The organism is Bacillus sp. AFS053548, assembly GCF_002575105.1.
Lineage (GTDB): Bacteria > Bacillota > Bacilli > Bacillales > Bacillaceae_G > Gottfriedia.
In genome coordinates this window covers 107,146-119,460 of record NZ_NUHI01000017.1, presented here as the reverse complement: position 1 = coordinate 119,460, position 12,315 = coordinate 107,146, and the positions used below count along the sequence as shown (strand labels likewise).

General features: G+C 33.4%; 10 protein-coding genes and 1 riboswitch. Of the genes, 7 read left to right on the top strand and 3 right to left on the bottom strand.

All coding sequences use genetic code 11. The features are described from left to right. Window positions 1–183: 183 nt before the first annotated feature. On the bottom strand, window positions 184–339 hold the full coding sequence (locus tag CN946_RS23450; protein WP_176547284.1) for a hypothetical protein: 156 nt from the start codon (window positions 337–339) through the stop codon (window positions 184–186). Window positions 340–818: 479 nt separating this feature from the next. Here CN946_RS23450 and CN946_RS10145 point away from each other — a divergent pair, with 479 nt between their 5' ends. Together CN946_RS10145 and CN946_RS10140 are read left to right on the top strand one after the other, a co-directional pair. Continuing rightward, complete coding sequence (locus CN946_RS10145) at window positions 819–1,820, top strand: WxLIP family cell surface protein (RefSeq protein WP_098861016.1); 1,002 nt, start codon at window positions 819–821, stop codon at window positions 1,818–1,820. A gap of 33 nt (window positions 1,821–1,853) precedes the next feature. After that, window positions 1,854–3,935, top strand: a complete 2,082-nt coding sequence (locus CN946_RS10140; protein ID WP_098861015.1) for a WxL domain-containing protein — start codon at window positions 1,854–1,856, stop codon at window positions 3,933–3,935. Between the two features lie 126 nt (window positions 3,936–4,061). On the opposite strand, the gene thiT is transcribed toward CN946_RS10140, so the two are convergent. Further along, complete coding sequence (thiT, locus tag CN946_RS10135) at window positions 4,062–4,643, bottom strand: energy-coupled thiamine transporter ThiT (RefSeq protein WP_098861014.1); 582 nt, start codon at window positions 4,641–4,643, stop codon at window positions 4,062–4,064. Window positions 4,644–4,870: 227 nt separating this feature from the next. Beyond that, a riboswitch (TPP riboswitch) is annotated at window positions 4,871–4,975 on the bottom strand. 352 nt (window positions 4,976–5,327) lie between these two features. Between thiT and CN946_RS10130 the strand changes: the two genes are divergently transcribed. The 3 genes from CN946_RS10130 to CN946_RS10120 are packed head-to-tail and all read left to right on the top strand — an operon-like array spanning window position 5,328 to window position 7,256. Further along, window positions 5,328–5,804: a low molecular weight protein-tyrosine-phosphatase gene (locus CN946_RS10130; protein WP_098861013.1), complete on the top strand. Its 477-nt coding sequence runs from the start codon at window positions 5,328–5,330 to the stop codon at window positions 5,802–5,804. A 13-nt stretch (window positions 5,805–5,817) separates the two neighbouring features. Further along, window positions 5,818–6,357 (top strand): hypothetical protein, encoded by a 540-nt coding sequence (locus tag CN946_RS10125; protein ID WP_098861012.1) that lies wholly within the window; start codon window positions 5,818–5,820, stop codon window positions 6,355–6,357. Between the two features lie 17 nt (window positions 6,358–6,374). Beyond that, the gene (locus CN946_RS10120; RefSeq protein WP_286133892.1) at window positions 6,375–7,256 is read left to right on the top strand and encodes a YihY/virulence factor BrkB family protein; all 882 of its coding nucleotides are present in this window, start codon (window positions 6,375–6,377) and stop codon (window positions 7,254–7,256) included. Between the two features lie 303 nt (window positions 7,257–7,559). Here CN946_RS10120 and CN946_RS10115 read toward each other — a convergent pair whose 3' ends face one another. Beyond that, window positions 7,560–9,479, bottom strand: coding sequence for a heavy metal translocating P-type ATPase (locus CN946_RS10115; RefSeq protein ID WP_098861011.1), 1,920 nt, complete (start codon window positions 9,477–9,479; stop codon window positions 7,560–7,562). A 472-nt stretch (window positions 9,480–9,951) separates the two neighbouring features. On the opposite strand from CN946_RS10115, the gene CN946_RS10110 reads away from it, so the two are divergent. Further along, window positions 9,952–11,112: a C40 family peptidase gene (locus tag CN946_RS10110; RefSeq protein WP_098861010.1), complete on the top strand. Its 1,161-nt coding sequence runs from the start codon at window positions 9,952–9,954 to the stop codon at window positions 11,110–11,112. Window positions 11,113–11,253: 141 nt separating this feature from the next. Continuing rightward, window positions 11,254–12,198: a DMT family transporter gene (locus tag CN946_RS10105; RefSeq protein ID WP_098861009.1), complete on the top strand. Its 945-nt coding sequence runs from the start codon at window positions 11,254–11,256 to the stop codon at window positions 12,196–12,198. The last annotated feature ends 117 nt before the right edge of the window (window positions 12,199–12,315 follow it).

Genomic DNA, 12,315 nt, shown 5'->3' with positions numbered 1-12,315 from the left:
AAATATAGTAACTCATAAGGGGTTCATGAGGAAGTAAAAAACCAAAAAGATGAATATTGCATACTCATAAAAGGATCATGAGTAATTTAAAAACATATAGACTGAAATCCCATACTCAAAACAGGCTTATATGTAAGGAAAAAACAAAAAACCTCATCTAATTGTTAGATGAGGTTATTTTAGTTATAACTGTACGCTCTCTTCAGGAAGGGAGGGCTTAGGATCAATTCTTAAAGCATCATCTACATTAAATGCATTTTTTAATACTAAGAAAAATGAACCAATCATACCTAAAAGAATAATAAAGAAAAAGAAAAAGATGAGTACATCATATCCCAATATTTATACCCCCTTCGAAACTCTGTATTCATATATATGATTAAAGAAAAGGACAGATAACCAAAATTCACAAAGTGTTCAAAATTTAAATGCATATTTAAAATGTGGATAGAATGTTTTTAATATTTGGTTGGATCGATTTAACTAAAAGCAAGTGACATCACCATTTGTAGCAGTTAAACCTAAAATATTAAGAAGAACTACCAAAACAAAAAACAAGTTAAAACTCAACGCCATTACCGTTGACATAGGTAAAAAATGTCGTTGAACCATCGAATATAATCATGTTACATTTTTCACATATTCAACTGTGAGTTCAACAAAGAATCAAAGTTGGAGGTTTTGATGTGATTTTCATAATAAAAGGCAACTAGTTCTACTCTATTTGTGTATTGCAAATAAATCGAACAAAGAAACTAAATAACTGTAACCTAATCTGCATGAAATTTTTTAGTCAATTTCAAAAAAAGGAGCTATCTATGAATGTACTAAAAAAATTTATTATTATTTTATTTCTTATTAATATTAATAATTTTCATGCAATTGCAGCTGAGATGAACTTTGCAGTATCGCCTGTTATTCCAACTAATCAAATTGATCAGAGCAAAACTTATTTTGATTTGAGAATGAAACCAGGCCAAAAACAAATCTTAAAAGTTCAAATAAAGAATGATACTGATAAAAAAATAGTTGTTGAAACAAAAGCTAATTCAGCGATTACAAATAGTAGTGGAATTGCGGATTACGGTAATTCAAATTCAAAAGTAGACGCTACATTAGAAATTCCTTTCACTAATATAGCTAAGGTAAAAAAAGAGACGATAATTCCAGCAAAAAGTGAAGCAACAGTAGAGATTACGATTGAGATGCCAAAGCAGCAATTCGATGGTGTTATATTGGGTGGACTCCATTTTAGTGAGAAAGAAGACGAGGGACAAGCTAAAAAAGAAGATGGAAGCATTCAAATAAAAAATAAATATGCGTATGTTATTGGTGTTTTAATAAGAGAAACCGATAAAGTAATCAAGCGAGATTTAAAATTAAATGAAGTAAAAACATCACTAATCAATGCACGAAATGTAGTTACAGCTAACTTACAAAATATAGAACCAGCTATGTTAAAAAATTTGAGTGTAGATGCGAAAGTATTTACAGAACAAGGGAAAAAGATCCTGCATGAAACAAAAAAAGAAAATTTAAGAATGGCACCTAATTCAAACTTTGATTATGCAATTGATTGGGGTGACCGAGCACTTGAATCAGGTAATTACCGTCTAGAAATGAAAGCCACAGATGGGGAGCAATCATGGAAATGGACAAGAATATTTACCATTAAGGAGAAATCAGCTGAGGAATTTATGCCTTCAGATCTAGAAAAGGATTATAAAATGTGTTACTTAATTGGCGGTATTTTATTACTATCACTTGTCATACTTTTATTTATTTTAAGTAGACGTTTAAAGAAAATAGAAAAAGAGTGAAGAAAAATTATTATTTTGGATTGGAGAAACATAATGGTAAAAAAAAGAAGGCGACTTTTTAAAGCGACTGTTTTAGCTTCCATTTTTGTCATCATGACGAGCGGGATGCAACCGAGACTTCTTGGATTAAAGGGACTACTTAAACCAACTATTACAGAAGCAGCAACACTTCCAAACTTGATTCAAAACCCTACATTTAATTTTGATAGTCAAACAACTACTTTTCCAAATTGGTCATTTGTGGGGTATTTAAATAAAAACCAAAGTCAAAGTCCTTATAGCTTCAATTTAGAGGATCAAGGTGACGGCTGGTATAAGGTTTTTGGTGAAGTCAACCCAAAAGGTTATGTTAAACCAGTTCTAGAGGGTGGAATTTTATTAAAATTATTAAACACATCAGATTCTCAAGAGTTTATAGCTATGAGACAAACGATTAACACAATTCCAGGACAGACTTATATCTTAAAGTTTCCTTTTAAACTTATTGAACATAAGAATACTCATCCTAGGTATAATTGGTTTGTAACTGACACAGAAAGTGGTACCCCTCTAACCACAGATACAGAATGGAGAGACTACACAGGTCCTCAAAATGTAACGACTACTTTCACTGCGATCGGAACTAAAGTAAATTTTAGAATTGCTTTTGAAGACGGTATAAAAGATGCACTTGATGGTAGTGGATTTCAAATCTTTCAGGTTGATAATGTTTCTGTTACAGTACTAGATACTAAGGCACCAAAAATAACAAATGCGACTATTACCATACCAGAAGGCTACACAGGTGGAGCATCATGGACCAATAAAAACACGACAATTCACTTTACAGCAACTGACGATCATGGGGTCGATCCAACAACGTACGAAGTTTCTACTGATAATGGTAGCACTTGGAGTAAAAACGGTTTAAGTAATGGCACCTCAACAGGCGTTGATTATACAGTTTCAACCCAAGGTACGACAAATATTCTAATCAGAGCAAAAGATGATTCTGGAAACCAAAGTAATCCATTAACCGATCCTGGAGCAAAATTTACAGTCAAAATTGATAAAGAACTACCTATTACCAACTATGCTGACGGGCAATTATATAATAAAAATACAGCAACAAACATTACATTCAGTGATGCGCTAAGCGGTATTGATACAGCAAAATTAAATGGGACATCCATTTCTTCTAGCACAATAAACCCAGCTGATGGTGAACACACATTAGTCATCACTGATAAAGCAGGTAATCAAACTATTTTACACTTTACAGTAGACAAAACTATTTTACCGCCAGTTGTAAATCCGATTACAGATATCAGTGCAAGGATAATGGGAACAGCGGAGGCGAATAGTACAGTAAAGATAATTTTACCAGATCATTCAAATCTAACGACAAAAGCCGGAGCAGATGGTTCATATTCGGTATCCGTAGAGCCATGGACATTGTATGCGGGGGATGTAGTGAGTACAACTGCAACAGATGTCGCAGGTAATACAAGTACAGAAACAAATGTAACGGTAACGGCAGAAACAAAAAATCCAGTCAATCCAACAAACCCGACAAGTCCAGTCGAACCAGTTAACCCAACTGATCCAGAAAATCCTCATGAACCGGGAGCAAAGAGTTCATTAAGTATTGACTATGTGTCAAATTTTCACTTTGGTGAACATGAAATTTCGGGTAGTAATGAAGTTTATTCTGCTCAATTAGATCAAGTAAAACAAACTTCAGATGGTTCGGTCATTCAAGTACCAAATTTTATTCAAGTAACAGACCATCGTAGAACAAACACAGGCTGGAAATTATCCGTACAACAAAATGAGCAATTTAAGAGTGGAAATAATGAGTTAACTGGTGCCGTATTAAAATTAAATAATCCTATTTTAAACTCAACTACTGAAGAGCAATATAAACCAGTAGCCACTACAGTAACATTGGTACCGGGTGGAGGTGCACAGGATGTAGCCTTTGCAGATGAGGGTAAGGGACTCGGTACGTGGACGATTGCATATGGTCTGAATTCATCAAGTGTAACTCTTTTCGTGCCAGGAGCAGCTTATAAAGAAGTAGGGGCTAAATATAAGACGACTTTAACGTGGACATTAGCAGATACGCCACTCTAAAATCATGAAATAATTTGATGTAAAAGGAAATGAAGAGAATCCCCCATTGAGTAGATCATAAAAATTCGATGGAGGATTCAGTTCTTTCTTATTTAATTGTGTAAACCTACAAAAAAGTCTCTATACTTATGCTGCTTGATTTCGATTCTTTTTAACATGAACAAGAACTGGCGCAGAAGAAAGTAAAATAATTAATAGAACTGCACTAATAATAAAAGAAGGAACCATGTACCAAGCATTATATACTAATGAATAAAGTGAAACCGGTGTTCCTTTTGGAGCGTATGAACCGTAAAATACGATTCCAGCAATAAAATGGCAGATGAATCGAGCTAGTGAGCCGATAAAAGTTCCTAAAATTATATAGGCTGCTGCACTTTTTTTATTGCCATTTGCTAAACTATTTTTTATTTGTTTATATACAAGACCAGCTAATCCGAGACTTGTAAATGCCAGAATATAGTCTAAAAATACTTGGATTGGATGAACAAAATATAGCTTTGTAACGATTTGTAGTGCTGCTAATAATAGACCAGTAATTAATCCTTGTTTTAATCCCCAACGAAAAGCAATTAGAAAAACTGGAATCATTGATAATGATACAGAGCCACCTTGAGGTGCAGTAAACAATGGTAAGAAATCAAAAACGATTGCTAGTGCTGCACACATCGCTATTTCTGCCATTAATTGAATCTTTGATGTCTTCATATATATATATCCCCCTTTTTCTCGTGGACAACTTATGTAGTGAAACACTTTGTAAGTAATGATGTTGTGAGCGACTAATCGCCCACATTTTGTAATGTCTAGTTTCAGCGCCGTGCCCTTTCTGGTGTAAGGGCAAAAGCGAGCCGCTTCCACATTTCAAATTAGGGAGATTTCAGTAGGAATAAATAAAAAAGCAATACTGGGTAGCATGATGATCCCGGAATTGCTTTTTCATCGTGCCACATCCCTACGTTAGTACTAACTAACAGGTTCAGAGGGTAAGAATAGCTAATCTATTCACTCTCAGCCAAATGGCTCCCCTTGTGGTTTTAGCTTACATTTAGTTGTCTTTACTAAATATAGTCAAGGTCATTTAAAAATACAATTAATTTATCTGAAAAAATTAAAAAAAATTTGGTCATTGTTAATGGAATCTGTGTAAGAATCGCGAAAAACATTAACAAAGTTAACTTTTTAGATAGTCATTAAAATTATTTTAAAAAAAAGAGTGTAATCATAGCTATTATGTAAAAAATAAGCATTATAACTTTTATCTTATTTATACTAGTCATAAATTATTCACAATGGCTTGCTTTTCATTTTAAAATTTACCGTGTAGAATGAATACAAAAGAAACAGCTAAATTTTGGCAGAAAGTGTAAATAATTTGAAGGAGACATTGAGATGATTCAAGTATTATTTGTCTGTTTAGGTAACATTTGTCGATCGCCAATGGCTGAGGCTGTTTTTCGTCATATAGTGACAGAAAAAGGGTTAGATAAACAATTTATGATAGACTCAGCTGGTACTGGAGATTGGCATTTAGGTCACCCTCCACATAAGGGAACACAAGGTTTATTGAGTGAAAAAGGTATAACGTGCGAAGGTATGAAAGCTCGAAAAGTGACAGAAAATGACTTTAAATATTTTAGTTATATTGTTGCTATGGATGCACAGAATAAAGAGGATTTAATGAATTTAGCAAGAAATAATTGTATAGGAGAGATTTCACTACTTTCAGATTATGTTCCAGCATCAATGTGGAAGGAAGTGCCTGATCCATATTATACGGGTAATTTTAATGAAGTATATGACATCCTTACAGAAGGATGCTCTCATTTACTTCAGCATATTTTAAAGCAACACCAATTAACAGTTTAGAGGAGGATGTAGAATGTCAAAACGTAACAAAGCTTTACGCAATATTCTAGTCGGAGTCGCAATTGGTGCAGGGGTTACTCTACTTAACAAGGAAAATCGTGAGAAAATCTCACGTAAAGGAAGAAGCGTAACAAACAAATTAAATCAAATTAAAGAAGATCCTGAAATCGTAAAAGGTGCTGTTCGAAATCAATTGAGGGTAGTACAAAGCTCAGTTGAGAAATTAGAAGGCAATGTACAGATTGTAAAAGATAAATGGATCGAAATTAAAGATTCAACATTAAATAAGTTTGATAAAGGTTCTTCTAAAGTATCTGAAAAAGCAGTTGAAGCTGTAGAAGAGAAAATTGAAGATTCAATCGATCTAGAAGAAGGAAAATCGCAAATTTCAGCGACTTCACTAGAAGTAAATCATGAAAATGAATCTTCTGAAACTGACGAGCAGTTAGAAGCTACTCTTGAAGGTATTGAAGATTTAACTGATGAAAATGCAGATGAAGTACAAGAGAAAGTAGAATCAATTTTATTGGCAGGTAATACATCTAAAGAATAACAATTGAAGGTGTCAATTTGATTAAGAAAAAGAATTCTATTTTAGCATTTGTTTGGGATTTAGTGAAAAAGTGTATGGAAGACGAAATAGTATCTCGTTCAGCGGAGCTAGCATATTACTTAATGCTATCTCTTTTTCCATTTCTACTTGTTCTAACTCAAGTCGTAACTTATTTACCGCTTTCTACTGATCAAATATTGTCATTCTTGAGTCAATATGCTCCGCCAGATGCTATGGCTATTATACGAAGTAACTTGCAGTTAATAATCGGGCAATCACATGGTGGAGTTTTATCAGTAGGGTTAATTGCGACTATATGGGCCGCGTCCAATGGGATTAATGCAATCATACGAGCACTTAATGATGCGTATGATGTAGAGGATAAACGAAATTACTTTGTTACAAGAGGAGTTTCAATTCTTTTAACAATTATTATGATTTTTGTTATTGTCTTTGCATTATTAATACCAGTGTTCGGGAAAGTAATTGCTAAGTCTGTATTTCAATTTTTGGATATATCTCAGGATTTCTTATATACTTGGAGCCTGATTCGCTGGTCACTAAGCTTTGTAATCCTAATGATTGTATTTACTGTTCTATATTCCATTGGACCGAGTAAAGTAGTTCACATTAAAAAGACATTCTTTGGTTCACTATTTGCAACATTTGGATGGATCATTTCTTCATTTGGATTTGCTTTTTACGTTGATAACTTTGGTAATTACACAAGTCATTACGGTAGTTTAGGTGGAATTATTGTCTTGATGATTTGGTTTTTTATTTCGGCAATGGTTGTGATTATTGGTGGAGAGCTTAATGCATTAATAAAGCAAAGACAGTATGGTAAGCACAAAGCTAAACCAAAATTAATTGATCCTAATAATCCAAATCCAAAATAATTTCTTCTATAATATAATGGAGTTTTCTTCCATGAGTAGTCTTATTTTAGAGAGGTAAACTAAAAAAGACTTCAAAAAGGGAGGAACTTTAAAATGAGTAATAATAAGAAAAACCATAATGATAAATCGAATAAGAAACAAAAAAGCAGCTCGCATCCAAAGGGCAAAACTAGCGGTTCTGCAAACGGACATAATGATTACCATTGATTTTTAGACTGACAAGAATACCGCTTTTCCTGCTAAAAAGCTCATTATTGTTCAGTATAGAGAAAAAGCATCGTACAATTTTGTACGATGCTTTTTTTAATCTCTTAATAATCTTAATGAGTTAAGAATAACTAAAATTGTACTTCCTTCGTGACCGATTACTCCATAAGGTAAATCAATGATTTGTAGGAAATTCGAGCAGATAAGGAATGCGATTACGCTTAGTGAAAAGATAATATTTTGTTTTACGATCTTGTTCATGCGTTTAGATAAAGTGATTGCTTTAGCTATTTTTGTTAAGTCATTTTTCATCAGAACGACATCTGCAGTTTCTAGAGCAACTCCAGTTCCGCCACCCATTGCAATCCCTACATTTGCAGTTGCTAGAGCAGGGGCATCGTTTATACCATCACCAACCATTCCAACTTGACCATAGTTGTCTTTTAGCTTTTTAACAATCGATACTTTTTCATCTGGTAAACATGATGCAAAGTATTCATTGATTTCACTTTCGGCAGCAATTGCTTTCGCTGTTTGTTCAGAGTCACCTGTAATCATGACTGTTCGAACACCTAATTTATTTAAAGTAGATAAGGCTTGCTTTGATTCGTTACGAACTAAATCTTTTAATGAGAAAATCGCAACAACTTTATCTTGAGTACCTACATAAACAATTGTATTTCCTTCTTGTTCCCATTGTTGCTCAAAATGAATGAGAGGATTTTGTTTCATTGTTACGAATTCTTTTTTACCTACTCTATACTCAGAACCATTTAAAATCGCTGATACACCGAAACCAGGGTGGTCATCAATTTGTTCAAATGACGAAGATACTGTGATTCCTTGTTTTGTTGTGTACTCAACAATAGCTGCAGCTAGCGGGTGAGTTGAGTATCTTTCAATTGAAGCAACGATCGATAATAACTCTATACGATCAAAATCTTCTATTTTCTCAAAACCAGTTACTTCTGGCTTACCAATCGTTAAAGTACCAGTTTTATCAAATGCGATTGCTTTTAATACACCTAATCGCTCTAAATGAATACCGCCTTTAACAAGAATACCTGACTTTGCACCATTTGAGATTGCAGATAAAACAGCTGGTGTAATCGATGCTACTAATGCACAAGGTGATGCAACAACTAGTAAAATCATTGCTCGATAAAACGTTGTTGTCCATGACCAATCTAATGCAAAATGCGGTAAAAACATCATGAATAATACGGCAATTAATACTCCTTTAACATAAACACCTTCAAATTTTTCAATGAATTGTTGAGAGGGAGTTTGTTCACTTTGAGCTGTTTGAACGAGATTAATGATTTTTTGGAAAAGAGTCTCATCACTATGTTTCGTAATTTCTACTACTAGTGTTCCTTTAATGTTGATTGTTCCTGCAAACACTTCATCATTTAAGTTTTTAACAACTGGAACTGACTCACCTGTAAGAGCAGCTTCATCTACTAATGTTTCTCCTTTAACGATCTGTCCATCAGCAGGAATACGTTCTCCAGCTTTAATTAAAATATAATCACCAATGTTTAAACTTTTAATGCCGACAACTTCTTCAACTTCATCGACTAATCGAATTGCTGTTTGTGGCTGAATAGACAATAGTGAAGAAATCTCTTTATTTGTTTTATTTAGTGTATATGTTTCAAGTGCGCCACTTAAAGCAAATATGAAAATCAGTACTGCACCTTCAGTCCAATAACCAATTGCAGCTGAACCAACTGCCGCAATAATCATTAGCATTTCAACGTTTAGTTCTTTTTCAGCAATCGTATCTTCAATGCCTTCCTTTGCCTTTGCATATCCTCCAATACAAAATGCTAAAACATATAAAATAATCGACATGATAGAATTATCGTTTTTAACAAATGAAGCAATTAGAATTAATACACCAGAAACTAAAGCGGCAATTAATTCTCCATGTTTTGATAGAAATGATGTAGATTCCACATGGTCGGCTTCATATGTAGCATGAATCGTAGTAACTTTTGGACTTGCTTCCATAATAAATACCCCTTTCTTATTTCAAATGAGAAAAATAATCAAATTCACTATCCTTATAAAACGACGAAAGCTGCCGTCCTAGGACAGCAGCGTACATTTTATAAGACCATACTATTTATTTAATCTCTTAGATGTGTAGTTCACAGATTTCTTAATTAAAATAATTCTTATTAAATATATATTACCACATTACTTTATATGTGATGAAAAAAATTTACTTTTAGATTAAAAATTTTTTAATGAATGTGATCGAGTTGTGAAAATAGAGGTAGGGTTGGGTGGACAGGGCTTCTGTCTGCCTATTTATTAATAAAATTTTTGACGTTTATTAAAGAATTTTAAGCATCCAACCGATATTTATACAGTAAGCACATTAAATACATATTTGTTACTACATTAAAAGCTAGTTTATCTATTTCAAATTCAAAAAAGTATAGCAAATAAAAATAAAAATAAAAAGCTGGTGGAGATTTTGAAAAAAAAAATTATAAAATCGATTGCAATCATAGGATCTGTTTCATGTATTAATTCTATGGATCAATTAGAAGCGGATGCAGAAAGTACAACTGTAAATCAACCTAAAGCATCGATCTCATTCGTGGATCACTATATCTCAACAGGGAACGGAGTACGTATTCGTTCAGGGGCAGGAACGAATTATAGTATTTTAGGAAGTGTAAATAAGAATGCTAAATTAGATGTCATATCTTCCTCAAATGGTTGGTATAAGATTAATTATAAGGGGAGAATTGGATACATAAGCGGTACTTATGTTAAAAAACAAAGTAGTGATGTTGAAAATGAAAAAATAGAAAACAATACTTTCAATTATATCTCAACAGTGAACGGGTTACGTATTCGATCAGGAGCGGGAACGAATTATAGTATTTTAGGAAGTGTAAATAAGAATGCTAAGTTAGATGTCCAATCTTCCTCAAATGGCTGGTACAAGATTAATTATCAAGGAAGAATTGGCTACATAAGCGGCACTTATGTTCAGAAACAAAAGAATATTGAAGATGAAAGACCAGTATACGATACGACTAAATATATTGTAACTGGGGTCAGAGTTAATATTCGCTCAGGTGCGGGAACGAATTACAATATAATAGGAAGTGCGACAAAAATGCAGAAGTTAGACGTTATTTCAACTTCAAATGGTTGGCGCAAAATAAACTATCAAGGAAAAATCGGTTATATAAGTGCTGGATATACTGAAAAAGAAATTGATCATTCAAATGGTTCGACTAGCGATATTGATGAGAAAAATATGATTTCTTTTGCAAAACAATTTTTAGGAGTTCCCTATAAGTGGGCAGGAGTATCGCCTACGGGTTTTGATTGCAGTGGCTTTATCTATTATGTTCTTAAGGAAAATGGTAAGCCGTTTGGAAGAACAAATGTATCAGGTTATTGGCATAACAATACTTCATTCCAAAAAGTAACATCTTCACAGCCCGGTGATTTGATATTTTTTCAAAATACTTACACGTATGGACCATCACACATGGGCATTATGTTAAACAAAAATGAATTTATTCAAGCTGGTAGTAGTACTGGCGTTACGATTTCTAATATAAATGACTCATATTGGCAAAAGCATTTTTTAGGATATAAGCGAATAAAATCATAATTTAAAATCCACATAAAAAGATTTCCAACAATTGTCTTTACCTTCAAGGCTTTCGCAAAATCAAACCAATAGAAGGAATGCCCTATAGATGATAGAATAAACTGTATTCTATAGAGAGAAAAAGGCTTATGGAGGGAAACAATGTCTGCTAAGAGATTTTTTACACATCCTTTGGGAGTGATTGCATCAGCGGTTATTACAACTTTTTTATGGGGAAGCGCATTTCCGTTTATTAAGCTAAGTTATGAGCACTTGCATATTGGGAAGAATGAAATTTGGAAACAAATGATTTTTGCGGGTTATCGTTTCTTTCTGGCCTCATTGTTAATTTTAATATTTTTTACGATAATTGGTAGAAAGTTAACTTTTAAGCGAGATACTTTTTTAGTAGTAGGAAAAGTAGGTTTGTTTCAAACGTTTTTACAATATGTGTTGTTTTATATTGGATTAAGTTTTTCAACGGGAGTTCAAGGCTCGATTATTGCTGGAACTACTTCGTTTTTTCAACTTTTAGCAGCGCATTTTATGTATAAAAATGATCGTTTAAACTTGCGTAAGATTCTTGGGGTATCGGTAGGGTTTGCGGGTGTAATTATCGTGAATATTACAAAGGGCACTCTTTCTTTACATTTAGGAATTGGCGAGATTTTATTATTGTTTGCAATGGCGTTTGGTGGCTATGGTAATGTACTTGCTAAAGAAGCTGCAAAGAAAGTGGATGTTGCCTATTTAACGGCATATCAAATGATGATCGGTTCGATTGGATTGTTATTAATTGGTGGTTTAACGGCAGGGTTTTTACCGTTCCACTTTGATTTAAAAACGTTTGGCATGCTAGTGTATTTATCGGTGCTTTCATCTGTAGGTTTCATACTGTGGAACAATGTCATGAAATATAACCAAGTTGGAAAAGTTTCAATGTACTTATTCTTAGTTCCTGTTTTTGGTGTAATTTTATCATCAATCATGCTAAATGAAGTGTTATCTTATCTTGTATTTATTGGTTTAATTATGGTTACGTCAGGTATTATTATTGTGAATTATCAAAAGGATCAACGTAGCACTCATATGAAGAGTGCATCTTGACTCGAATAGAATGCATCCCGAATAAAAGCAACTCTACTTTTAAATAATAAGGTGGAGTTGCTTTTTTTTTGTAGATCGTTATGAAGGGAGGTACATAGTTGTCAAAGTTTGATAAAG

Coding starts and splice junctions, on each gene's coding strand:
- CN946_RS10145 (WP_098861016.1), top strand. CDS start 819: ATGAATGTACTAAAAAAATTTATTATTATTTTATTTCTTATTAATATT.
- CN946_RS10140 (WP_098861015.1), top strand. CDS start 1,854: ATGGTAAAAAAAAGAAGGCGACTTTTTAAAGCGACTGTTTTAGCTTCC.
- thiT (WP_098861014.1), bottom strand. CDS start 4,643: ATGAAGACATCAAAGATTCAATTAATGGCAGAAATAGCGATGTGTGCA.
- CN946_RS10130 (WP_098861013.1), top strand. CDS start 5,328: ATGATTCAAGTATTATTTGTCTGTTTAGGTAACATTTGTCGATCGCCA.
- CN946_RS10125 (WP_098861012.1), top strand. CDS start 5,818: ATGTCAAAACGTAACAAAGCTTTACGCAATATTCTAGTCGGAGTCGCA.
- CN946_RS10115 (WP_098861011.1), bottom strand. CDS start 9,479: ATGGAAGCAAGTCCAAAAGTTACTACGATTCATGCTACATATGAAGCC.
- CN946_RS10105 (WP_098861009.1), top strand. CDS start 11,254: ATGTCTGCTAAGAGATTTTTTACACATCCTTTGGGAGTGATTGCATCA.